General features: G+C 66.9%; 23 protein-coding genes. 15 read left to right on the top strand and 8 right to left on the bottom strand.

What is annotated here, in order from left to right; all coding sequences use genetic code 11:
- The 4 genes from lysS to RDCOP1_RS16390 all read left to right on the top strand — a co-directional run bounded on the left by lysS (window position 1) and on the right by RDCOP1_RS16390 (window position 6,356).
- Complete coding sequence (gene lysS, locus RDCOP1_RS16405; RefSeq protein ID WP_072702591.1) at window positions 1-1,512, top strand: lysine--tRNA ligase; 1,512 nt, start codon at window positions 1-3, stop codon at window positions 1,510-1,512.
- Between the two features lie 100 nt (window positions 1,513-1,612).
- Window positions 1,613-1,972, top strand: a complete 360-nt coding sequence (locus tag RDCOP1_RS16400; protein WP_072702588.1) for a histone-like nucleoid-structuring protein Lsr2 — start codon at window positions 1,613-1,615, stop codon at window positions 1,970-1,972.
- Window positions 1,973-2,125: 153 nt separating this feature from the next.
- Window positions 2,126-3,556 (top strand): phospholipase D-like domain-containing protein, encoded by a 1,431-nt coding sequence (locus tag RDCOP1_RS16395; protein WP_072702585.1) that lies wholly within the window; start codon window positions 2,126-2,128, stop codon window positions 3,554-3,556.
- Between the two features lie 259 nt (window positions 3,557-3,815).
- A complete protein-coding gene (locus RDCOP1_RS16390) occupies window positions 3,816-6,356 on the top strand; it encodes an ATP-dependent Clp protease ATP-binding subunit (protein ID WP_072702582.1) in 2,541 nt (846 codons plus the stop codon).
- 122 nt (window positions 6,357-6,478) lie between these two features.
- On the opposite strand, the gene RDCOP1_RS16385 is transcribed toward RDCOP1_RS16390, so the two are convergent.
- Window positions 6,479-7,075: a TIGR03086 family metal-binding protein gene (locus RDCOP1_RS16385; protein ID WP_072702576.1), complete on the bottom strand. Its 597-nt coding sequence runs from the start codon at window positions 7,073-7,075 to the stop codon at window positions 6,479-6,481.
- Window positions 7,076-7,236: 161 nt separating this feature from the next.
- On the opposite strand from RDCOP1_RS16385, the gene RDCOP1_RS16380 reads away from it, so the two are divergent.
- Together RDCOP1_RS16380 and RDCOP1_RS16375 are read left to right on the top strand one after the other, a co-directional pair.
- Entirely contained in the window at window positions 7,237-7,677 is a 441-nt protein-coding gene (locus tag RDCOP1_RS16380) for an OsmC family peroxiredoxin (RefSeq protein WP_072702769.1), read from the top strand.
- A gap of 37 nt (window positions 7,678-7,714) precedes the next feature.
- Window positions 7,715-8,416 carry a DsbA family oxidoreductase gene (locus RDCOP1_RS16375; protein ID WP_072702573.1) on the top strand — a complete coding sequence of 234 codons (702 nt, stop codon included), beginning with the start codon at window positions 7,715-7,717 and terminating at the stop codon, window positions 8,414-8,416.
- On the opposite strand, the gene RDCOP1_RS16370 is transcribed toward RDCOP1_RS16375, so the two are convergent.
- Together RDCOP1_RS16370 and RDCOP1_RS16365 are read right to left on the bottom strand one after the other, a co-directional pair.
- Entirely contained in the window at window positions 8,392-8,898 is a 507-nt protein-coding gene (locus RDCOP1_RS16370) for a DUF1990 domain-containing protein (protein WP_072702570.1), read from the bottom strand. The genes RDCOP1_RS16375 and RDCOP1_RS16370 overlap by 25 nt on opposite strands.
- A complete protein-coding gene (locus tag RDCOP1_RS16365; RefSeq protein ID WP_072702568.1) occupies window positions 8,898-9,203 on the bottom strand; it encodes an antibiotic biosynthesis monooxygenase family protein in 306 nt (101 codons plus the stop codon). The genes RDCOP1_RS16370 and RDCOP1_RS16365 overlap by 1 nt, the downstream gene beginning before the upstream one ends.
- A 33-nt stretch (window positions 9,204-9,236) precedes the next feature.
- Between RDCOP1_RS16365 and RDCOP1_RS16360 the strand changes: the two genes are divergently transcribed.
- Window positions 9,237-9,974: an alpha/beta fold hydrolase gene (locus RDCOP1_RS16360; RefSeq protein WP_072702565.1), complete on the top strand. Its 738-nt coding sequence runs from the start codon at window positions 9,237-9,239 to the stop codon at window positions 9,972-9,974.
- 44 nt (window positions 9,975-10,018) lie between these two features.
- On the opposite strand, the gene RDCOP1_RS16355 is transcribed toward RDCOP1_RS16360, so the two are convergent.
- Window positions 10,019-10,900 (bottom strand): iron-sulfur binding domain-containing protein, encoded by an 882-nt coding sequence (locus tag RDCOP1_RS16355; RefSeq protein ID WP_072702563.1) that lies wholly within the window; start codon window positions 10,898-10,900, stop codon window positions 10,019-10,021.
- 94 nt (window positions 10,901-10,994) lie between these two features.
- Between RDCOP1_RS16355 and RDCOP1_RS16350 the strand changes: the two genes are divergently transcribed.
- Both RDCOP1_RS16350 and RDCOP1_RS16345 read left to right on the top strand, forming a co-directional pair.
- Window positions 10,995-11,621, top strand: a complete 627-nt coding sequence (locus tag RDCOP1_RS16350) for a carbonic anhydrase (protein WP_072702560.1) — start codon at window positions 10,995-10,997, stop codon at window positions 11,619-11,621.
- A gap of 57 nt (window positions 11,622-11,678) precedes the next feature.
- Window positions 11,679-12,422, top strand: a complete 744-nt coding sequence (locus tag RDCOP1_RS16345; protein WP_072702557.1) for a hypothetical protein — start codon at window positions 11,679-11,681, stop codon at window positions 12,420-12,422.
- A 7-nt stretch (window positions 12,423-12,429) separates the two neighbouring features.
- On the opposite strand, the gene disA is transcribed toward RDCOP1_RS16345, so the two are convergent.
- Window positions 12,430-13,512 carry a DNA integrity scanning diadenylate cyclase DisA gene (gene disA / locus RDCOP1_RS16340; RefSeq protein WP_072702553.1) on the bottom strand — a complete coding sequence of 361 codons (1,083 nt, stop codon included), beginning with the start codon at window positions 13,510-13,512 and terminating at the stop codon, window positions 12,430-12,432.
- A gap of 99 nt (window positions 13,513-13,611) precedes the next feature.
- Here disA and RDCOP1_RS16335 point away from each other — a divergent pair, with 99 nt between their 5' ends.
- Window positions 13,612-14,175 (top strand): PaaI family thioesterase, encoded by a 564-nt coding sequence (locus RDCOP1_RS16335; RefSeq protein WP_072702766.1) that lies wholly within the window; start codon window positions 13,612-13,614, stop codon window positions 14,173-14,175.
- A gap of 23 nt (window positions 14,176-14,198) precedes the next feature.
- On the opposite strand, the gene dinB is transcribed toward RDCOP1_RS16335, so the two are convergent.
- The 3 genes from dinB to RDCOP1_RS16320 form a co-directional block, all read right to left on the bottom strand.
- Entirely contained in the window at window positions 14,199-15,473 is a 1,275-nt protein-coding gene (gene dinB / locus RDCOP1_RS16330) for a DNA polymerase IV (RefSeq protein WP_072702550.1), read from the bottom strand.
- A gap of 34 nt (window positions 15,474-15,507) precedes the next feature.
- Complete coding sequence (gene radA, locus RDCOP1_RS16325) at window positions 15,508-16,899, bottom strand: DNA repair protein RadA (RefSeq protein ID WP_072702547.1); 1,392 nt, start codon at window positions 16,897-16,899, stop codon at window positions 15,508-15,510.
- Window positions 16,900-16,982: 83 nt separating this feature from the next.
- Window positions 16,983-17,597: a copper chaperone PCu(A)C domain-containing protein gene (locus tag RDCOP1_RS16320; protein ID WP_072702763.1), complete on the bottom strand. Its 615-nt coding sequence runs from the start codon at window positions 17,595-17,597 to the stop codon at window positions 16,983-16,985.
- A 276-nt stretch (window positions 17,598-17,873) separates the two neighbouring features.
- Between RDCOP1_RS16320 and RDCOP1_RS16315 the strand changes: the two genes are divergently transcribed.
- From RDCOP1_RS16315 to rlmB, 5 genes are read left to right on the top strand one after another with little or no spacing between them, the layout of a single operon-like run.
- The gene (locus tag RDCOP1_RS16315) at window positions 17,874-18,362 is read left to right on the top strand and encodes a CarD family transcriptional regulator (protein ID WP_072702544.1); all 489 of its coding nucleotides are present in this window, start codon (window positions 17,874-17,876) and stop codon (window positions 18,360-18,362) included.
- Between the two features lie 35 nt (window positions 18,363-18,397).
- Window positions 18,398-19,105, top strand: a complete 708-nt coding sequence (ispD, locus tag RDCOP1_RS16310; protein ID WP_072702542.1) for a 2-C-methyl-D-erythritol 4-phosphate cytidylyltransferase — start codon at window positions 18,398-18,400, stop codon at window positions 19,103-19,105.
- Window positions 19,106-19,111: 6 nt separating this feature from the next.
- Window positions 19,112-19,588, top strand: a complete 477-nt coding sequence (gene ispF / locus RDCOP1_RS16305) for a 2-C-methyl-D-erythritol 2,4-cyclodiphosphate synthase (RefSeq protein ID WP_072702539.1) — start codon at window positions 19,112-19,114, stop codon at window positions 19,586-19,588.
- An 11-nt stretch (window positions 19,589-19,599) separates the two neighbouring features.
- Entirely contained in the window at window positions 19,600-20,994 is a 1,395-nt protein-coding gene (gene cysS, locus RDCOP1_RS16300; protein ID WP_072702536.1) for a cysteine--tRNA ligase, read from the top strand.
- Window positions 20,994-21,965 (top strand): 23S rRNA (guanosine(2251)-2'-O)-methyltransferase RlmB, encoded by a 972-nt coding sequence (gene rlmB / locus RDCOP1_RS16295; RefSeq protein ID WP_072702533.1) that lies wholly within the window; start codon window positions 20,994-20,996, stop codon window positions 21,963-21,965. The genes cysS and rlmB overlap by 1 nt, the downstream gene beginning before the upstream one ends.
- The last annotated feature ends 2 nt before the right edge of the window (window positions 21,966-21,967 follow it).

The following is a 21,967-nucleotide window of genomic DNA, read 5'->3' as shown; positions in this document are numbered from 1 at the left end:
GTGAGTGATGCCAGCGTTCAGCAGCCCGACGACACCCCCGAGCAGATCCGTGTCCGCCGCGACAAGCGCGAACGACTCTTGGCGGAGGGTAAGGACGCTTATCCGGTAGTCGTGCCGCGTACGCACACCCTCGCCCAGATCCGGGCCGCGTACCCGGACCTCGAACCCGACGCCACGACAGGCGAGCAGGTAGGCGTGGCCGGACGCATCATCTTCCTCCGCAACACCGGAAAGCTCTGCTTCGCGACCCTGCAGGAAGGCGACGGGACCCAGCTGCAGGTCATGATCAGCCTCGCCGGTGTGGGGGAGGACGCTCTCGCGGCGTGGAAAGCCGAGACCGACCTCGGCGACTTCGTGTTCGTCCACGGCGAGGTCATCAGCTCGCGCCGCGGTGAGCTCAGTGTCATGGCCGACTCCTGGAGCATGGCGTCGAAGGCGTTGCGCCCGCTGCCGGTCGCGCACAAGGAAATGAACGAGGAGACGCGAGTCCGTCAGCGTTACGTCGACCTTGTCGTCCGGGCGGATGCGCGCAAGAATGCCCGGATGCGTGTCGCGGTGGTACGCGAACTGCGGAATGCTCTCGAACGCCGCGATTTCCTCGAGGTCGAGACGCCGATGCTCCAGACATTGCACGGTGGTGCCGCGGCCCGTCCGTTCGTCACCCATTCGAACGCACTCGACATCGACCTGTATCTGCGGATTGCTCCCGAGTTGTTCCTCAAGCGATGTGTCGTGGGTGGCATCGAGAAGGTCTTCGAGATCAACCGGAATTTCCGCAACGAAGGCGCGGACTCCACGCACTCTCCCGAATTCTCGATGCTGGAAACCTACGAGGCATACGGCACCTACGACGACTCGGCCAAGATGATCCGCGAGGTCGTCCAGGAAGTTGCGATGGCCGTCTTCGGCAGCCACGTGGTCACATTGGCCGACGGCTCCGAATACGACTTCGGGGGCGAATGGAAGACCCTCGAAATGTACCCGTCTCTGTCGCAGGCCATCGGTGTCGAGGTGACGCCGGAGACCACCGTCGACGAATTGAAGTCGCTTGCCGAACGTGTCGACCTCACGGTTCCCGAAGGCAAGGGCTGGGGCCACGGCAAGCTCGTCGAGGAACTCTGGGAGCACATGTGCGGCGACCAGTTGTACACGCCCACATTCGTCCGTGATTTCCCGGTGGAGACGTCTCCGCTCACGCGGGACCACCGCTCGGTGAAGGGTGTCACCGAGAAATGGGACCTCTACGTTCGCGGCTTCGAACTCGCCACGGGCTACTCGGAACTCGTCGACCCGGTGATTCAACGAGAGCGTTTCCTCGACCAGGCGCGACTTGCGTCGGCAGGTGACGACGAGGCCATGGTTCTCGACGAGGATTTCCTCGCGGCTATGGAACAGGGAATGCCGCCCACGACGGGCACGGGAATGGGAATCGACCGTCTGCTGATGGCGCTCACCGGCCTCGGAATCCGGGAAACAATCCTGTTTCCGATTGTTCGTCCGACCACCCGCTAATTCCGCACAGCGGTTTTCGTATTGCCATGGGTTAATTCCGGGGTATCGTGGTCGTGTCCCGGGGGGGACCGCTTTCTTCATTCGAGAGGATTCTCAACACATGGCAAAGAAGGTCACCGTCACTCTCATCGACGATGTGGACCAGGAAACGGCCGCAGATGAATCGGTGGAGTTCGGACTCGATGGAGTTACCTACGAGATCGACCTATCGGAAGAAAATGCTGCCAAGTTGCGCGACCAGCTGGAATTCTGGATCGAGCACGCACGAAAGGTCGGGGGCCGCAAGCGCGGCAAGGTCGGCCCGTCGGCCGCACCCGCGACGCGAAAGCCCGCACGTGCGGGTTCGGATCGGGAACAGACCGCTGCCATTCGTGAATGGGCACGGAACAATGATTGGCCGGTGTCTGCACGTGGCCGGATCTCTGCCGAAATCGTAGAGGCCTACAACCAGGCCCACTAGGAATTTCATTGCGGAACTGATGCCCGGGGGCGTCGTCACGATGTGGCGGCGCCCTCGTTCACGTCTCGACCGGGGTTCGCGACGAGGGCACATCGGTTGTTTTCCGGAACACAATTCCGGGGCCTCCATCCGTGCCGGAGTAGGATGCACAGGATGGTTGACAGAGTGCTCGAACCCGGAAAAACGTGTTGGCGTACCGAAAGTGCGGCCAATCTTACTTCGATCGTCGACGCTGCCACGTATTTTCGTCACGTAAAATCAGCCATGCTCGATGCGAAGAAACGCATCATGCTCATCGGGTGGGATTTCGACACCAGGATCAAATTCGAGCCGAACGGTAAGACCCTCGAGGGCCCGAACAAGCTCGGGGCACTGTTGAAGTGGCTTCCGGAGCGTCGTCCCGACCTCGAGATCTATCTGCTCAAGTGGAATATCGGTGCCTTCAGCGCGCTCGGGCGAGGGATGACCCCCGTGTTCGTGCTCGATTGGTTCACCGATTCCCGCCTGCACCTCGAGATCGACGGCGCGCATCCGGTCGGTGCCGCGCACCACCAGAAGATCATCGTCGTCGACGACACGATCGCGTTCTGCGGTGGTATCGACATGACGGTCGACCGCTGGGACACCTCCGACCACGCGGACCGGAGCCGGTACCGCCGTGAGCCGAGCGGCAAGCGTTACGGCCCGTGGCACGACGTCACCACAGCGGTGGACGGCGAGGCCGCCCGGGCGCTGGGCGAACTGGCGAGAGCCAGGTGGAAGGCCGCCACCGGCGTCGAACTCGAACCCGTCGACGGAACCGATCCGATCTGGCCCGACGGGCTCGAGCCCACCGTGCGCGATGTCGACGTCTCGATCGCACGCACGTTGCCGAAGTACGGAGACCAGGAGGGCGTGCACGAGATCGAATCTCTGTACCTCGCCATCATCGAGAAGACCCGCCACACCCTCTACCTGGAAAGTCAGTACCTGGCGTCGCGCACTCTCGCGGAGGCGCTCGCGGCGCGTTTGCAGGAACCGGACGGTCCGGAGATCGTGCTCGTCATCCCGCGTAATGCCGACGGATGGCTCGAGCAGAAGGCGATGGACGGCGCACGACGGGCCCTGCTCCACTTGCTGTGGAACGCCGACGTGCACGGCAGGTTCGGCGCCTACTATCCGGTCACCGAGGGCGGTAAACCGATCTACGTGCATGCGAAGGTCGTCGTGATGGACGAGAACCTGCTGCGGATCGGGTCCTCGAACCTCAACAACCGGTCCATGGGGTTCGACACCGAGTGCGACCTCGCGATCGAAGCGGCAGAGCCGGGGGATCGTGTGGGCAGGGCAGCCGTGGACCTGCGCAACACGCTGCTCGCGGAACACCTCGGCGTGGACGTGGCGCAGATCGCGGAAGCCACCGCGAACGGCGGGTCGCTGCTCGCAGCGGTCGAACGCTTCCGGGGACCGGGCCGGTCGCTGCGCCCGTTCGAGCCCGGTACCGTCGATGGTGAGGACAGCGTGCTCGCCGAGAGCAGCCTTGCCGACCCTGAGCGGGCCCCCGACAGTCTCGGGCGCCGGCTGCAGCGCGTCCTCGCAGGCTGACGGACTGTTCGCTTGTGGCGTACAGCTTGCGGAAACGTATCCGCCACGTGCAGCGTTACAACCCATAGCCGGGCTTTTCCGCTACCCACGAAGGGTGGAGGGAGAGCGGGTCGATACCACGCCAACTAGAGTGTGCAGTGGGAACGTGGAACCTTCACCGGTTCCGATGAACGACTCGAGTGCCGGAGCGAAGAGCGGCAGCAGAGGTCCGGGACGATCTCGTATCGGATTCTGCAGCCGGAGAGTGTGAGGGAGTGCGATGTTCGAAAGGTTCACCGATCGCGCGCGGCGCGTCGTTGTCCTGGCTCAAGAAGAGGCCAGGATGCTCAACCACAACTACATCGGCACGGAGCACATCCTCCTCGGCCTCATCCACGAGGGTGAGGGTGTGGCGGCGAAGTCTCTCGAGTCGTTGGGGATCTCCCTCGAAGGCGTCCGGAGCCAGGTCGAAGAGATAATCGGCCAGGGCCAGCAGGCGCCGTCCGGGCATATCCCGTTCACCCCCCGTGCCAAGAAGGTCCTCGAGCTGAGCCTGCGCGAAGCGCTGCAGCTCGGCCACAACTACATCGGCACCGAGCACATCCTCCTCGGTCTCATCCGTGAGGGTGAGGGCGTGGCCGCTCAGGTCCTCGTCAAGCTCGGCGCCGACCTCAACCGGGTCCGGCAGCAGGTCATCCAGCTGCTGTCCGGTTACCAGGGCAAGGAGCCTGCGGAGTCCGGCACCAGTCGCGGCGAGTCCGGCACCCCGTCGACCTCGCTCGTTCTGGATCAGTTCGGTCGCAACCTGACGCAGGCCGCGCTCGAAGGCAAGCTCGATCCGGTCATCGGCCGGGCGAAGGAAATCGAGCGGGTCATGCAGGTGCTCTCGCGTCGCACCAAGAACAACCCGGTGCTGATCGGCGAGCCCGGTGTCGGTAAGACGGCCGTCGTCGAAGGCCTTGCACAGGCCATCGTGAACGGTGAGGTCCCCGAGACCCTCAAGGACAAGCAGCTCTACACGCTCGACCTCGGATCCCTCGTGGCCGGCAGCCGTTACCGCGGTGACTTCGAAGAGCGCCTGAAGAAGGTTCTCAAGGAGATCAACAGCCGCGGCGACATCATCCTGTTCATCGACGAGCTGCACACGCTCGTCGGCGCGGGTGCGGCCGAAGGCGCGATCGACGCCGCGTCGATCCTCAAGCCGAAGCTGGCCCGCGGTGAGCTGCAGACCATCGGTGCCACCACTCTCGACGAGTACCGCAAGTACATCGAGAAGGACGCCGCGCTGGAGCGTCGCTTCCAGCCGGTCCAGGTCGGCGAGCCGACGGTCGAGCACACCATCGAGATCCTCAAGGGTCTGCGCGACCGGTACGAGGCGCACCACCGCGTCTCGATCACCGACAAGGCGCTCGTCGCGGCGTCGACCCTCGCGGATCGCTACATCAACGACCGGTTCCTGCCGGACAAGGCGATCGACCTCATCGACGAGGCGGGCGCGCGGATGCGCATCCGCCGGATGACCGCACCGCCGGACCTGCGCGAGTTCGACGACCGGATCGCCGACGCCCGTCGCGAGAAGGAATCGGCGATCGACGCGCAGGACTTCGAGAAGGCCGCGAGCCTGCGCGACAAGGAGAAGCAGCTCGTCGCGCAGCGAGCCGAGCGTGAGAAGCAGTGGCGTGCGGGCGACCTCGACGTGATCGCCGAGGTCGACGAGGAGCAGATCGCGGAAGTTCTCGCGAACTGGACCGGAATCCCCGTGTTCAAGCTCACCGAGGAGGAGACCACCCGTCTGCTCCGCATGGAGGACGAGCTGCACAAGCGGATCATCGGCCAGGAGGATGCCGTCAAGGCAGTCTCGAAGGCGATCCGTCGTACGCGTGCCGGTCTGAAGGACCCGAAGCGTCCGTCCGGCTCGTTCATCTTCGCCGGACCGTCGGGTGTCGGTAAGACCGAGCTGTCCAAGGCGCTGGCGAACTTCCTGTTCGGCGAGGACGACGCCCTCATCCAGATCGATATGGGCGAGTTCCACGACCGGTTCACCGCGTCGCGTCTGTTCGGTGCTCCTCCCGGCTACGTCGGGTACGAGGAGGGCGGCCAGCTCACCGAGAAGGTGCGCCGCAAGCCGTTCTCGGTCGTGCTCTTCGACGAGATCGAGAAGGCCCACCAGGAGATCTACAACACGCTCCTGCAGGTCCTCGAAGACGGCCGTCTCACCGACGGTCAGGGACGCACGGTGGACTTCAAGAACACGGTGCTGATCTTCACGTCGAACCTCGGTACGTCGGACATCTCGAAGGCTGTCGGCCTGGGCTTCAGCCACGGCAGCGACAGCGGGTCCAACTACGAGCGGATGAAGAACAAGGTCAACGACGAGCTCAAGAAGCACTTCCGGCCGGAGTTCCTCAACCGCATCGACGACATCATCGTCTTCCACCAGCTGACGAAGGATCAGATCATCCAGATGGTCGATCTGATGATCGGACGCGTGGAGGTGCAGCTGAAGAACAAGGACATGGGCATCGAGCTCACGGAGAAGGCGAAGTCGCTGCTCGCGAAGCGCGGATTCGATCCCGTTCTCGGCGCTCGGCCGCTCCGCCGCACCATCCAGCGCGAGATCGAGGATCAGCTCTCCGAGAAGATCCTGTTCGGCGAGATCGGCCCCGGCCAGATCGTGCTCGTCGACGTCGACAACTGGGACGGCGAAGGCGCCGGCGAGGACGCGAAGTTCACGTTCACGCCGAGCGAGAAGCCGGCCGAGGTGCCCGACACCCCGGCAGTCGTCATGGCGAAGACCCCCGAAGGGGAGCCGGAAGCCTGATGTTGCTCGCCTGATTTCGTACGGAATCGACGCCGAGGGGCGGTACCCGCAAGGGTGCCGCCCCTCGGCGTTTCCGTACCTCGCAGGTCCAGGAGGTGTGGCGATTCAGCCGGTGCAGTGCCTCAGGCGCGGTGCATCCAGGGGGCGGTCACGCGTCCGCACCAGTTCGCGAGCCGTTCGGTCGGTCCCGCGTCCGGTGCCGGGTCGACGACCGGCCCGAACGGTAGCCCTTCGCGCGGCGTGGCGGGGAGGACGCGCTGCATGACCTCGTAGGCGGCCTGAGCGAGTTGGGGATCCGCCTCCGTGTTCTGACCGGTGGCGGCCGCAAGGTCCCAGCCGTGCACCAGCACCTCGTTGAGCGACACGAGAACCGCGGCCCTGCCGGGAAACGTCCCCCACGGCGCCGTGACGGGCGTGTCGAGGAGTGCGTCGTTGCTCCACACCTCCCAGTACCGCTTCGTGACATCGTCCAGGGTGCTCGACCACTCGTCGCCGGGCGACGAGAGGCATTCGGGAACCGTGTGGACGTCGCCGCCTTCACCGACGACGCGGCCACGGTCGATGGTCGAGGCGAGATGACCGAGCAGTGCCCGGACATCGAATTCGGGACAGGGCGTCGGATCGGTCAGCTGCTCGGCGCGGACGCCTGCGAACAAGTCGCCCGCCCACTCGAGAGCGCCGCGGAACAGGGGTCGAGGGTCGTGCTGCGCTGTGGTCATGCAAACAGGATCTGCGGTTACGAGGACCGGCGCTGCCTCGAAGTGGGCGAGCGATGCCGTATCGATACCTCCCTGCCACGGATCGGAGGACCGCGAGTGTGGGTCCGGCCGGGGACGGGTACGCGACCGGAGAACCCGGAAGACGACAGGAAGGACACACGATGCCCACACGGACCGCGCGAACCGCTTGGAACGGTGATCTTCAGAAGGGCTCCGGCCAGGTGGAACTGACCAGTTCGGGACGCGGCACGTTCGACGTCTCGTTCCCGAAACGGTCGGCGGAGAACGCCGACGGCACCACCAGCCCCGAAGAACTGATCGCTGCCGCCCACTCGTCGTGCTACGCCATGCAGCTGTCCGCCCTCATCGCGGAAGCGGGTGGAACACCGCAGAGTCTCGACGTGGCCGCCGATGTGTCCCTGGGACCGGACCCGGCCGGCGGTTTCCGGCTCACGGGCATCACTCTGAAGGTGCGTGGAGAGGTCGAGGGCCTCGACGCCGCTGGGTTCACGAAAGCCGCCGAGGATGCGAAGGCGAGTTGCCCGGTGAGCAAGGCACTCACGGGAGTGGATATCTCGTTGGACGCCGCTCTCGAGTCCTGAGGGAACAGGGCGCGGGGCAAGCGTGTTGGATGGATGCGTGACCCATCCACACCTTGCTCCGCCTGCCGTCCACGTCGAAGTGTGGTCGGACATCGCCTGCCCGTGGTGCTACATCGGCAAGCGCAGGTTCACCGCCGCACTCGACAAGTTCGAGCACCGCGACCGCGTCCGGGTCACGTGGCGGTCCTACCAGCTGGCGCCGGACACCCCGGCAGGAACCCGCACACCCGAGTCCGAGGCGCTCGCGAACATGAAAGGCATGCCCGTCGAGCAGGTCCGGCAGATGTTCTCCCAGGTCGCCGCTGCTGCTGCCGAGGTGGGCGTGGACATCGACTTCGACACAGTGATTTCCGCGAACACCTTCGACGCGCACCGACTGCTGCATCTCGCAGGGACGCAGCGTGACGCACTCCTCGAGGCGCTGTTCCGCGCGCACTTCGTCGATGGCGAGGTGGTGGACGATCGGGAAGCCCTGGTGCGAATCGCATCGTCGGCGGGAATGGACGCGGACGCGGTTCGCGCCGATCTCGAATCCGGCGCAGCGTCGGAGGCGGTGCGTGCCGACCTGCGCGAGGCGCGCGATCTCGGCGTAACCGGCGTGCCGTTCTTCGTCGCCGACCGGGCTCTCGCAGTGTCGGGAGCACAACCCGAAGACGTTTTCCTCATGATGCTGCAACGCGCGATCGACGATGCGGGCGCGCGTACACGCGAGGATCAGGCGCAGAGCGACGCCAGATAGCGGCGAGCAGTCCACCGCTGCAGAAGCGGGCCCACCGGACCGGCGAGCCGCGTGAACCACCGGCCGGGGCGCGAAAACGCGGTCACCCGGCCCACCACCCGACCGTCGGGACGATGTTCGACGAGGAAGCTCTCTTCACCGATCTCCGGATGGCCGGAGAGGGTTCCGTAGGTGAATCCGCGGCGCTGCGGGCTGTCGACGACCTCGACCACCCGGCACCATGCCGGCAGCCGCAGCGGACCGACACCGAATCCGAGTTGCACCTCGACGCCGAGTGCGGCCGGGGGAGTACCTCGAGCGACCCGGAGTCCTGCGGCACGGTGCATCTCCCACGCGAACAAACGGGCAACGGCGACGTCGAACACGACAGCGCCGTTGCCCAGTTCGCGCTCCACCTCGAGGTGGCGGTACCCGGGGGGAAGCACGCCGAGCGACGCGCCGACTTCCGGATACGTCAACTCGCGCGCGGAGTCCGCGGGCATCAGGACTTCTTGACGTCCAGCACTACTTCGAACTCCAGCAGCGACGCTCCGGACGCGACGGGGTTCTTCGCTTCGCCCGCGTGAGCGGCGCGGGCGCCACCGTCGCGCCACGCCGCGAAGTCTTCCTCGGTTTCCCACTGGGTCACCACGAAGTAGCGGTTCTCACCCGCGGTGGGACGCAACAGTTGGAAGCCCAGGAATCCGGGCGAGTTCTCCACTGTGTGCGCCCGATTGGCGAACCGCTTCTCCAGTTCCGGTCCGGCACCTTCGGGGATTTCGATTGCGTTGATCTTCACGACTGCCATGGTCGCGAGACTACTCCGCTACCTTGGGCGACTGTGTTGCATGACGAAGGTGGTAGCGGACGGCCGATCCTGTTGTTGCACGGGCTGATGGGCAGCGCCCGGACTTGGCGCCGGCAGGTCCCGTGGCTTCGCGAACACGGCCACGTGTACTCGTTCGATGCCGCCGGTCACGGCCGCCCGGCACCTGAGAACCTCGGCACCGACGCATTCGTCGCAGATGTGGCGGCACACCTGCCCGACGAGACCGAACCGTTCGTCGTGATCGGGCATTCGATGGGCGCGCTGCACGCGTGGTGCCTGGCTGCTGCGCATCCCGGAAAGGTCACCGCGCTCGTCCTCGAAGACATGGCACCCGACTTCCGGGGCCGTACCGCCGAGAACTGGGCGGCGATGGTGGGGCAGTGGCCCCAGCCGTTCCCCACCGAGGACGCGGTGATCGAGTTCTTCGGACCTGTCGCCGGACGGTATTTCCTCGATTCGTTCACTCGTCGCGCGGACGGCTGGTACCTGCACGGCGACGTCGCGACCTTCCGGGACATCTCGGAAGAGTGGGGGCGCCGGCATTTCTGGGAGGAGTGGACGGCACTCACCGTCCCGGCTCTTCTCATCGAAGGCGAGTTCACGATCACGCCGCCCGGTCAGATGCGCGAGATGGCGACACGTCCGGGAACCGAGTACGTCTGTATCGCGGGTGCGGGGCATCTCGTGCACGACGATCGGCCCGACGAGTATCGCGCCGTCGTCGAGGAGTTCCTCACCCGACTGTCGTGATCCGGTCGTCGTGATCCGGCGTGTCTCCGCAGCGCCGGGCCGGGTCAGCGGCCGCCTTCACCGGCAAGAGCGAAGAGACCGTCGTCGGTCTGTTCGACGAGTCCGTCGACGAGCAGCGAATGCAACGCCCGGTCGCGCTGGCCGGGGTCGGTGAGCCACACGCTGTCGAGCGCAGGACGTTCCACCGGGCCCGTGCTGTCCCGGAGGACGGCCATCAGGCGTCCCCGGACCTGACGGTCGGTGCCGGCGAACTTCTGGACGCGTTTGGCGGGACCGTCATGGGCCGGGCGGCCCGCCTGCACCCACGCGCATTCCGGCAACGGGCACCGGCCGCAGTCGGGGGTACGAGCGGTGCAGATCGTTGCGCCCAGTTCCATCAGAGCCGCGGAGAACGTCGCGGCCCGTGCTCGGGTACGGGGAAGCATCGCTTCGACGTCGGCGAGATCCCGCGTGGTGGAGGGATTTCCCGGTTCCGCGCGACCGTGCTCGGCGCGCGCCACGACCCGTCGCACGTTGGTGTCGACCACCGGAACACGGCGACCGTAGGCGAAACACGCGACCGCACGCGCGGTGTAGGTGCCGACGCCGGGCAGCGTCAGGAGCACATCGACTTCCTCGGGGACCCGGTCGCCGTGTTGCGCGGCGAGCACCCCCGCGCATTCGTGCAGACGCAACGCCCGGCGGGGATAACCCAGCTTTCCCCACGCGCGCAGGACATCGGCCTGGCTCGACGCGGCCATCGCCGACGGCACGGGCCAGCGTTGCACCCACTCTTCCCAGATCGGTGCGACACGCACGACGGGCGTCTGCTGGAGCATCACCTCGGACATGAGGATCTGCCAGCCCGTCACACCTTCGCGGCGCCACGGTAGGTCGCGTGCTTCCGCGGCGTACCAACGCACGAGCGAGGTGGCGTCAACAGGCATTTCTTCTCCTCTCGTCCCCTCGGCGGGGACGTCCGTGCGCGTAGCGGTACCACTGCGTGAGGGTCGTGACGGGCGCGGGTGAATAATGTGCCCTATGCCCAACTCAAACCCGATCTCCGCGTGGAAAGCTCTGACCGAGGGTAATCAGCGGTTCGTTGCCGGTACCCCGCAGCACCCGAGCCAGGGGATCGACCGACGGACCGAACTGGTCAACGGACAGCATCCCACCGCAGTGCTCTTCGGTTGCGGCGACTCTCGTGTCGCCGCCGAGATCATCTTCGATCAGGGCCTCGGCGACATGTTCGTCGTCCGGACCGCCGGTCACGTCATCGACAGCTCGGTTCTCGGCTCGATCGAATACGCGGTCGAGGTGCTCGGCGTTCCCCTCATCGTGGTGCTCGGGCACGACAGCTGTGGCGCAGTCGGCGCCACGCTGAAGGCGCTCGACACCGGTGAGGTTCCCCGCGGGCACATCCGCAGCATCGTCGAGCGGGTCGCCCCGTCGATCCTGCTCGGGCGCGCGGACGGCCTGGTCACGGTCGACGATCTCGAGGTCCGCCACGTGGTCGAAACCGGCCGGCTCCTCACCGACCGGTCCCGGATCATCGCCGAACGGGTTGCCGACGGCCGGTGCGCGATCGCGGGCGTCACCTACAAGCTGGACGACGGCCACGTCAAGTTGCAGGGGCACATCGGCGACATCGGTGTGACCTCGGACTGAGCGACACGCCGGGCGCTATGCCGCAGCGGGTCCGGCCCGGCACTTACCGTGTGAGACGTGCTTGAACCCACCGGCCCGCTGCCCCCCGAGATCTACCGGCGACGACGCGTCCTCGCGATCACCGTCCTGGCGGTCGTGCTGGCGTTGGTCGTGTGGCTCGTCGTCGCCCTGACCGGCGGCGGTGACGCCGAACCTGAACCCGCCGCAGCCCAGTCGACGATCACCTCGACGACGAGTGCGCCCGACAGCTCCGAGGAGAACTCGGGCGATGAGAGCGACGGTGAGGGAACCACCTCGGCGAGCGCGTCGGATTCGGGCGGCACGACGTCGGGGAGCACGACCTCGGAAGGCGAGTCCGAGACCACGTCGTCCGGCGCGGAAGCCTCGGCGGATTCGGCCCCGCCCGGTCAATGTCCCGACCAGTCGCTCGCGGTGCGGGTCACGGCCGACGAGCCGAACTACCAGGTGGGTACCGAGCCCGGGTTCACGATCGTCATCACCAATATCGGCACCACCGGATGCGATCGCGACCTGGGGGCAGGGCTTCAGCAGGTCCTCGTCTACAGCCTCGACGGGAACGACCGACTCTGGTCCAACACCGACTGCTTCGCGGAACCGACCACGGACATGCGCACGTTGCAGCCGGGCGATCAGGCTGCCTACTCCGTCAAGTGGTCCGCGTCGACCTCCGAGCCGGGATGCGAGTCGCCGCGCGAGCCCGTCGGGCCGGGTGCGTACACGGTGGTGGGCCAGCTCGGCGGTCTGCGCAGCACGCCGGAGCCGTTCAACATCACCCCGTGACAGGGCGTCAGTCGTAGTGGTTGATGGCCGATTCGGCCAGTCGTGACAGTCCCTCGCGGATGTACCGCGCCCAGAGCGCACCGATGCCGTCGACCGCCTGCAGATCCGCCGCGGTAGCTGCGAGCATGCCCTGCAGCGTGCCGAACGCGCCCACCAGACGATGGATCTGCTGGGGCTGCAGACGTGGCACGCGGTGCAGCACCCGGTAGCCACGAGGGCTCATCGGTGCGTCCAGCGCCTCGATGGTCTGGGGGTAGCCGAACGCGCGGGCGAGGGTGGTCAGGTCCAGTAGGTCCGTGTCGCTGAGGCCGGCGAGACGATCCAGGGCCCGTTCCACATCGAGTGTCGAGGGTGCCTCGTCTCCCGACAGGTAGTCGCGGACGATCAGCTGACGCGCGAGCTGATTGTCGCCGACGAGTTCTTCGAGTTGCAGCGCCAGCTGTCGCCCGTCGGTACCGAGCTCGAGGACGTCCTGTTCGATCTCCACCGACAAGCGGTGCATCATCTCGAGCCGCTGGGCCACGGTGAGGGCGTCGCGCAGGGTGACGATGTCCTCGATCTCCACCACCGACAGTTGCCGCGTCACGTCGTCGAGGCGAGCCTTGTAGCGCTCGAGGGTGGAGACGGCCTGGTTCGCGCGCGAGAGGATCGTCGCGGAGTCGTCGATCACGTGGCGGCGACCCGCGACGTACACGCTGACGATGCTCATCGACTGGCTCACCGACACGACGGGATAACCCGTTTCGATGGCCGTGCGCTCCGCTGCCCGATGCCGGGTTCCGGATTCGACGGTCGGGATGCTCGGATCGGGGACGAGCTGGACGTTGGCACGGACGATGCGCGTGCCGTCGGTCGAGACCACGACGGCGCCGTCCATCTTCGACAGCTCACGCATCCGGGTCGGAGCGAACTCGACGTCGAGTTCGAATCCGCCGTCGCACAGCGCGGCGACCTTCTCGTCGAATCCGAGAACGATGAGTCCACCTGTCCGGCCACGCATGATGCGCTCCAGCCCGTCGCGGAGTGCGGTGCCGGGGGCGAGTCGGGCGATGGTGTCACTCAGCGTCGCGGACCGCGCCGACTCGGTCATGTGGCAGATTCCTTCCGTGTCCCGGACCCTGCGGTCGTGGTCACATTCTGGGGAGGGAAGAGAAAGACCCTCGTGACCGCGCAACTACATTACTTGTTCATGAGCAGTACCTGGATCTTGCCCGACGACCTCGCTGTACCCGATTTCCCCGCCGACCACCCCGGTCCCGGCGCTCCCGTTCCTCAGCACTGGTCCAAGTGCTTCGGATGCGGAGACGACCAGCCCACCGGCCTCGGGATGGAGTTCACGACCGGCGAGGGACTCGAGGTGATCGGCCGCTTCGAGGTTGCGAAGCGTTACCAGGGCGGTCCGGGATTCATCCACGGCGGCATCCTGATGACGGCGTTCGACGAGGCGCAGGGAATGGCGTGCAACGCCGCGCTCCGGTCGGCCGTGGTCACTGCGCATCTGGGCATCGATTTCGCCCGTCCCATTCCCCTCGGTGCGGTGCTCGAACTGCGGTCCCGCGTCGAAGGCACGGTGCGCCGCAAGGTCTACACGCGCTCGGAAGCGCGGATCGTCGACGGTCCGCTGGCAGATCCCGACGTGGTCGTGGGTTCGTCGTACGGCCTGTTCATCGTCGTGGGCCACGAGCATTTCGAAAAGGGCAAGGATTTCGTCGACGGCATGCCGACCGGCGACCAGGACATCTCCGCCGTCTGACACCTCCGGCGCAACCGGGGATCTCACGGCTGGGCGTCGGGTAGCAGCGGTACGCCGGGCCGATGGTGGCGGCCCAGCAGCGTCGCCGACGTCACCGAGCCCGCGCCGAATCTTCCGTGAAGGTCGTCGAGCACGGAATCGAGTGCGTGCCGGTCGATCGGGGGGTGGGTGAGCCGCCGCCGTTCGCCGGCACATTCCGTGTCCGCTGTCGGCGGTCCGTTCGGGACTTCCGCGTCGAACGGCAACTCGAGCTGCTCGGTGCCTTGCTTGTCGAGGTTGGTGACGGCGACGCCCACGAGGGTCACTCCGCGCTCGGCGATCACCGGGCGTGCCGCCTCGAGGAGTTCGCGGGCGGTGTCGCCGATCAGGTCGGTTCGGGCCGTGGGGCTGCCGAGCGTGTGCGACCGCGTGACGCGGGTGTAGTCGGCGAACCGCAGTCGCAACACCACGGTGCGGCCGAGGCGGTCTGCGCGCCGCATGCGACGGCACACCCGGCCGACGAGCAGTTGCAGCGTCGCCTCCAAGGACTCGTGGCTGTGTGGCCCGCGCCCGAGGGCATGTTGCGCGCCCATCGAACTTCGTCCGCGGTGCCGGACGCGTCGTGGATCGTGACCGAGCGCGAGGGCGCGCAGATGACGTCCCGATGCCGCGCCGAGCAACGCGACGAGATCGGATTCGGAGTGGAGGGCCAGGTCGCCGACCTTCCGTAACCCGTGTGCGTGCAGTTTTGCGGCGGTGACCTTTCCGACGCCCCACAATCGCTCCACCGGCAGCGGGTGCAGAAAGTCGAGTTCGGCGTCGGGCGAAACGAGAAGCAGCCCGTCCGGTTTCGCGACTCCACTCGCGACCTTGGCGAGAAACTTCGTGCGTGCGACGCCGACCGTGATGGGCAGGCCCACCTCGCGGGCCACTGTGCGACGGAGTCGCGCGGCGATCTCGACGGGCTCGCCCGAGATGCGGCGCACTCCCGACACGTCGAGGAACGCTTCGTCGATCGAGATGCCCTCGACGATCGGGGTCGTGTCGGCGAACACTGCGAACACGTCGCGCGACGCCTTCGTGTACGCCTCCATTCGGGGCGGAACCGAGATCACCTCGGGGCAGAGCGCTCGCGCCGCGCGGCCCGACATCGCGGTTTTGATCCCGTAGGCCTTCGCCTCGTAACTCGCGGCGAGCACCACGCCGCCGCCGACCACGATCGGCTTTCCCCGGAGCCAGGGATCGTCGCGCTGCTCGACCGACGCGTAGAACGCGTCTAGGTCGGCATGGAGGATCGTGGCTTCACCGGACACGAACATATGTTCGCATGCGGGTGCGACACGATGCCCGGGATCAGCGGGACAACGTCGACAGCGCCTGCCCCACGTTGACGACCTCGGTGGATTTCATCCCCTTCGGCACGCCTTCGACACCCCTGGGTACCACCCCTCGGGTAAACCCCAGCCGGTTCGCCTCGGCGAGCCTGCGACCCGCCCCGGCGACGCGCCGCACCTCGCCGGCGAGGCCGACTTCTCCGAGCAACACGGTGCCGGCGGGTACCGGCTGGTCTCGCACTGCCGACGCCACTGCCAGCGCCAATGCGAGGTCGGCGGAGGGGTCGGTGATCCGCATACCGCCCACCGTGGAGGCGTAGACGTCGCAGTTGCCGAGCTTGCCGAGCCCACAGCGGCGCTCGAGCACCGCGAGGACCATGGCCACCCGCGCCGAGTCGAGTCCGCTCACAGCGCGACGTGGCGACGGGTTGTGTGTGGGTACCACCAGCGCCTGCACTTCGCCGAGCAGCGGGCGCTTCCCGTCCATCGTCACCGTGACTGCAGTGCCGGGAACCGCTTCGTCGCGGTGCTGCAGGAACAGCCCGGACGGATCGCTGACCCCGACGATGCCGTTCTCGGTGAGTTCGAAGCAGCCCACCTCGTCGGCGGCGCCGAACCGGTTCTTCACTCCGCGCACCATCCGCAGCGTCGAGTGCTTGTCGCCTTCGAAGTGCAGCACCACGTCGACGAGATGCTCGAGCGACCTGGGCCCGGCGACGGCGCCGTCCTTCGTGACGTGTCCGATCAGGAGCACAGGCACGCCGCTCGACTTCGCGAGCGAGGTCAACGCGCTCGTCACAGCCCGGACCTGGGTGACGCCGCCGGTGACGCCGTCGACGTCCGCTGCGAGCATCGTCTGCACCGAGTCGACGACGAGGAGCGTCGGGCGAACCTGTTCGACGTGTCCGAAGATCGTCGCGAGGTCGGCCTCCGCCGCGAGGTAAACCCGGTCGTGCACAGCGCCGGTGCGGTCGGCCCTCAGCCGTACCTGTCCCGCCGATTCCTCCCCGGTGACGTACAGGGCCCGCTCGTCGCTGCCGCGCTGCGCCCACCGATGGACCACCTCGAGGAGCAGCGTCGACTTGCCGACGCCGGGTTCTCCCGCGAGCAACACGACCGAACCGGGAACTATCCCGCCGCCGAGGACGCGGTCGAGTTCGTCGACACCCGTGGATTTCGCGTAGGTGGCTTTTCCGTCGATCTGGGACAGCGGGGTCGCCGGGGTCGACGGCAGTACCGCGGCAGCGCCCGCGCGGGCGAGGGTGGTTCCGGCCCGCGCCGCCACAGCCGTGGGTTGCGGGGCGGCTTCGTCCATGGAGCCCCAGGTCCCGCATTCGGGGCAGCGGCCGACCCATTTCCCGACGGTGTGTGCGCAGTCGGAACAGCGGTAGAGCGACTTGGTTTTGGCCACTGCCGGAGGATAGTGGCCTGCCCCGACAGGAAAGACCCCGGTCGAGCAGGTGCTCGACCGGGGTCTTTCGGGCTGTGGGTGCGTTAGTGCGCTTCGCCGATGATCGGCGACATGTCGGACTCGTCGCGCGGAAGGATCGGGCCTGCGTCGATCGGCACGGAGATGGTCAGATCGCCGGCTTCCTCGAAGGAGAACGTGACGGGGACGGTCAGTCCCGGCCGGACGAGTTCGTTCAGGCCGACCAGTTCGACGGTGGCGACACTCGGCGCGTCGGGCGGGGTCTCCTTCGTCTGAGCGGGCTGAGGAGCCTCGTCGAGTGCGGCCGTCTCGGTGGACTCACCGGCGACGACGGACGACTGCGGAGCAATCTCGATCTCCTCCGCATTCACGGAGTCCGCGAACTCGGTGGAGATGTCGGTGAGCACGTCCGGGGTGTACGGATCGAGGTTCACCACCGTGAAGCCGAGCAGCGCAGTGCCACCCGGTTCGATGCTGTACTCCTCGGAGTTCGGGTAGATCACGTGCACATTCCGCAGGGCGATCGATCCGACCTCGGCGTTGTTGCCGTTGATCGCCGCGACCTGTACGGCGGTCTGGCTGATCTGGCCGGCACCGCATGCCGACAGCGTGAGCGTCGCTCCCGCCGCCAGGGCGAGGGCTGTCACGACTCGCCGAGTCGGCGCTTTGAGAGCAGTCACGGGTTCCTCCATCGAGTAAGGCTCGCAATCCACTAGGCAGAGTAGTAGTCAGCGAGCGACCTGTGTGCGGCGGGGCCGGAACTCGCAACTTTTGCTGTCGCCTCCCGAAAGCCCGGACATGCCCAGTCCCGAAGGGTGACACACGTCACATAAAGCACGGAACCGACTGCCTGTCAAGCCCTGCGCTCACGTATCGATGCCCCTGACCTGCATCGTTGATGAGAGGACGAGGTAGTCACGTGTTAAACTCGGTGAATCGAAAGGGGCACGGGACACATGATTTTCAAGGTCGGAGACACCGTCGTATACCCCCACCACGGTGCGGCGCTGATCGAAGCTATCGAAACGCGCACCATCAAGGGTGAGCAGAAGGAATATCTGGTTCTGAAAGTCGCGCAGGGCGACCTCACAGTGCGAGTTCCTGCAGATAACGCAGAGTACGTCGGAGTTCGCGACGTTGTTGGGCAAGAGGGTCTCGACAAGGTTTTTCAGGTGTTGCGTGCGCCGCACACCGAAGAGCCGACCAACTGGTCGCGGCGGTACAAGGCCAACCTCGAGAAGTTGGCCTCCGGCGACGTCAACAAGGTCGCGGAAGTTGTCCGCGATCTGTGGCGCCGGGAGCAGGATCGCGGCCTTTCCGCAGGTGAAAAGCGCATGCTGGCCAAGGCTCGCCAGATTCTCGTGGGCGAACTCGCTCTCGCCGAGGGCACGGACGACGTCCGGGCCGCGAGCATGCTCGACGAGGTTCTCGCAGCCGCGTCCTGAGTGGCGAACTGCGTGAAGAACCCCGAACACAGCAAGTGAACGATCGCAACGGGCCGGTCGTCGGGATTGTTCCGGCGGCCGGCCGCGGCGTTCGTCTGGGCCAAGAACTGCCGAAGGCGTTCGTCGAACTGGACGGGCGGACGATGCTCGATCGCGCCGTCGAATCGATGCTCGACTCCGGTGAGGTAGACCGGGTCGTCGTCGTGGTTCCGCCCGAACTCGCCGCGACACAGCCGGAACAACTGGTGCGGGCGCCCTTCTCTGAGCGGGTATCCGTCGTCGCAGGAGGTGCCGAGCGCGCCGATTCGGTGCGTGCCGGACTCGCCTGCGCATCCGACGCGCGATTCGTGCTGGTGCACGACGCTGCTCGGGTGCTCACGCCCCCCGGCTTGTTCGCCCGCGTGGTGGCCGAACTGCGGCGCGGGAGCGACGCGGTGATTCCTGTCCTGCCCGTCACCGACACCATCAAGAGTGTCGACGCGCAGGGTGCTGTCACCGGCACGCCCGACCGCGCGTCCCTTCGTGCGGTACAGACCCCCCAAGGTTTCGACGTCGCACTGCTGAGCCGGGCGAACACGGACGCCGGCGACGCGACCGACGACGCAGGTCTCGTCGAGCGACTCGGTGAGCGTGTCGACACCGTCGCGGGCGACCCGCTCGCCTTCAAGATCACCACACCGTTGGATCTCGTCCTCGCGCGCGCACTGCTCGCGTCGGGGGCTCGAACCGCAGAGGAGCGCTGAACCGTCGTGCGTGTCGGAATCGGAACGGACGTGCATCCCGTCGAGCCTGGCCGGCCGTGCTGGATGGCCGGACTGCTCTTCGAGGACGCCGACGGATGCTCAGGCCATTCCGACGGTGACGTCGCCGCGCACGCCCTGTGCGATGCGTTGCTCTCGGCCGCCGGTCTCGGCGACCTGGGAGCGGTGTTCGGCACCGACCGGCCGGAGATGGCAGGTGCCTCGGGCGCGGCCATGCTCGTGGAGGTGCGCCGCCTGCTCGCCGACGCCGGCTGGACGATCGGCAACGCGGCGGTCCAGGTGATCGGCAACCGCCCGAAGATCGGGCCGCGGCGCGACGAGGCGCAGCGGGTGCTGTCCGACGTGCTCGGTGCCCCTGTCTCGGTGTCCGCGACGACCACCGACGGCCTCGGATTGACCGGACGAGGCGAGGGTGTGGCGGCCGTCGCCACCGCGCTCGTCCTGCAGCAGAGCGACGACCGGTAGGATCGACGGTCGTGACCTTGCGCCTTTACGACACCGAAACACGGGATGTGCGGGAATTCGTGCCGCTCGTCCCCGGCCATGCCTCGGTGTACCTGTGTGGTGCCACCGTTCAAGGCGAACCCCACATCGGCCATGTGCGCAGTGGCGTCGCATTCGACGTCCTACGCAGATGGCTCGCGGCTCAGGGGATGGATGTCGCGTTTGTGAGAAACGTCACAGACATCGAAGACAAGATTCTCCGCAAGGCCGCCGAGGCCGGGCGTCCGTGGTGGGAATGGGCCGCGACATTCGAGCGCGCGTTCAACAAGGCGTACGACGTGCTCGGTGTCCTCCCTCCGTCGATCGAGCCCCGCGCTACCGGGCACATCACGCAGATGGTCGATCTGATGGAACGACTCATCGCGGCGGGTCACGCGTACCCCTCCGACGGCAACGTCTACTTCGACGTGAAGAGCTATCCCGAGTACGGGTCGCTGTCCGGGCACAAGCTCGACGACGTGCACCAGGGTGAGAGCGCCGGGCTCGGCAAGCGGGATCCGCGCGACTTCACCTTGTGGAAGGCAGCGAAGCCGGGCGAGCCCTCGTGGCCCACTCCGTGGGGACGCGGCCGTCCCGGATGGCACCTCGAATGCTCCGCGATGGCAACGTTCTATCTGGGCGGAACCTTCGATATCCATTGCGGCGGAATGGATCTCGTCTTCCCGCACCACGAGAACGAAATCGCCCAGGCTCGGGCGGCAGGCGACGGCTTCGCCCGGTACTGGCTGCACAACGGCTGGGTCACCATGGGCGGCGAGAAGATGTCCAAGTCGCTCGGCAACGTGCTGTCGGTGCCGAACGTGCTCACCAAGGTGCGACCGCAGGAGTTGCGGTACTACCTCGGCAGCGCGCACTACCGTTCGATGCTCGAGTACTCCGAGGCAGCGCTCCAGGAAGCGGCCGCGGGCTACCGGGGACTCGAAACCTTCGTCCTCAAGACCCGTGATCGTGCGGGCGAGGTTCCCGTCGGCACATGGACGGACGCCTTCGCCGACGCACTCGACGACGATCTCGGTGTGCCCAAGGCGCTCGCCGAGATCCACGGACGACGCAGCGAAGGCAACAAGGCACTCGACAACGGTGATCTCGACGAGGCCGTCCGGATCGCGTCGCAGGTGCGCGCGATGCTCGGAATTCTCGGAGTCGACCCGCTCGATGCACACTGGAGTGACTCCACCGCCGACCGATCGGCGGCCCTGGAAGCGCTCGACGTGCTCGTCTCCGCGGATCTCGTCCGGAGACAGAACGCGCGGGCAGACAAGAACTGGGCGATCGCCGACGAGGTGCGCGACCGGTTGACAGCGGCGGGTATCGAAGTGACCGATACGCCGAACGGACCCGAGTGGTCTCTGAAAGCAGGACAGTGATGGCAGGCAATTCCCAGCGCCGCGGCGCGATTCGTAAGGGCGGAACCAAGAAGGGGCAGGTCGTCGGCTCCGGCGGGCAGCGCCGTCGTGGTCTGGAACCGCGCGGTGCGACACCCAAGGCCGAGGATCGTCCGTACCACGCCGCAGCACGGCGTTCCCGTGCCGCGGCAAAGGCGACCGACACCTCCTCGCGTGGCGGCGGACGGCGACCCGCCGGCCGCAAGCCCGAGGACGGTCCGGAGATGGTGCTGGGCCGCAACCCGGTCGTCGAATGCCTGCGCGCCGAGGTTCCCGCGACCGCGCTGTATGTCGCGGTCGGAGCGGAGGCGGACGAGCGACTCAAGGAAGCCGTGCAGCGTGCGGCCGACATGGGCATCTCGATCCTCGAGGTGTCGCGCGCCGAACTCGACCGCTTGTCCACGAACGGAATGCACCAGGGCGTGGGTCTCCAGGTGCCGCCGTACCGGTACGTGCATCCCGACGACCTGATCGCGCGGGCCAAGGAGCACCACGAGCGGCCGCTGCTGGTCGCGCTCGACAACATCTCGGATCCGCGCAACCTCGGTGCCGTCATCCGTTCGGTGGCGGCCTTCGGCGGTCACGGCGTGGTCATTCCGCAGCGACGTTCGGCTTCGGTGTCCGCTGTTGCCTGGCGGACCAGCGCCGGTGCTGCGGCACGGCTGCCGGTCGCACGCGCCACGAACCTGACCCGCACGCTCAAGGACTGGCAGGCGCAAGGTGTGCGCGTGGTCGGTCTCGACGCAGGCGGAGACACCACGCTCGACGAGTTCGACGGCACCGATCCGGTGGTCGTCGTGGTGGGCTCGGAGGGTAAGGGCTTGTCCCGGCTCGTACGGGAAACCTGCGACGCCATTCTCTCGATTCCGATGGCCGGTGACGTGGAGTCTCTCAATGCGTCCGTCGCCGCGGGCGTGGTCCTCGCCGACATCGCCCGGCAGCGCCGCGCGTAAGC

It is taken from the genome of Rhodococcus coprophilus NBRC 100603 (genome assembly GCF_001895045.1).
GTDB classification, from domain to species: Bacteria; Actinomycetota; Actinomycetes; order Mycobacteriales; family Mycobacteriaceae; genus Rhodococcus; species Rhodococcus coprophilus.
The sequence above is the reverse complement of the archived record's forward strand: the minus strand, read 5'-3'. Positions and strand labels throughout refer to the sequence as shown.

Excerpts from the sequence above, each read along its gene's own strand:
- RDCOP1_RS16335 (WP_072702766.1), top strand. The coding sequence starts at position 13,612 with ATGAGCAGTACCTGGATCTTGCCCGACGACCTCGCTGTACCCGATTTC.
- RDCOP1_RS16315 (WP_072702544.1), top strand. The coding sequence starts at position 17,874 with ATGATTTTCAAGGTCGGAGACACCGTCGTATACCCCCACCACGGTGCG.
- RDCOP1_RS16395 (WP_072702585.1), top strand. The coding sequence starts at position 2,126 with ATGGTTGACAGAGTGCTCGAACCCGGAAAAACGTGTTGGCGTACCGAA.
- disA (WP_072702553.1), bottom strand. The coding sequence starts at position 13,512 with ATGACCGAGTCGGCGCGGTCCGCGACGCTGAGTGACACCATCGCCCGA.
- RDCOP1_RS16385 (WP_072702576.1), bottom strand. The coding sequence starts at position 7,075 with ATGACCACAGCGCAGCACGACCCTCGACCCCTGTTCCGCGGCGCTCTC.
- dinB (WP_072702550.1), bottom strand. The coding sequence starts at position 15,473 with ATGTTCGTGTCCGGTGAAGCCACGATCCTCCATGCCGACCTAGACGCG.
- RDCOP1_RS16355 (WP_072702563.1), bottom strand. The coding sequence starts at position 10,900 with ATGCCTGTTGACGCCACCTCGCTCGTGCGTTGGTACGCCGCGGAAGCA.
- RDCOP1_RS16350 (WP_072702560.1), top strand. The coding sequence starts at position 10,995 with ATGCCCAACTCAAACCCGATCTCCGCGTGGAAAGCTCTGACCGAGGGT.
- RDCOP1_RS16380 (WP_072702769.1), top strand. The coding sequence starts at position 7,237 with ATGCCCACACGGACCGCGCGAACCGCTTGGAACGGTGATCTTCAGAAG.
- RDCOP1_RS16370 (WP_072702570.1), bottom strand. The coding sequence starts at position 8,898 with ATGCCCGCGGACTCCGCGCGCGAGTTGACGTATCCGGAAGTCGGCGCG.
- RDCOP1_RS16400 (WP_072702588.1), top strand. The coding sequence starts at position 1,613 with ATGGCAAAGAAGGTCACCGTCACTCTCATCGACGATGTGGACCAGGAA.
- RDCOP1_RS16365 (WP_072702568.1), bottom strand. The coding sequence starts at position 9,203 with ATGGCAGTCGTGAAGATCAACGCAATCGAAATCCCCGAAGGTGCCGGA.
- rlmB (WP_072702533.1), top strand. The coding sequence starts at position 20,994 with ATGGCAGGCAATTCCCAGCGCCGCGGCGCGATTCGTAAGGGCGGAACC.
- RDCOP1_RS16390 (WP_072702582.1), top strand. The coding sequence starts at position 3,816 with ATGTTCGAAAGGTTCACCGATCGCGCGCGGCGCGTCGTTGTCCTGGCT.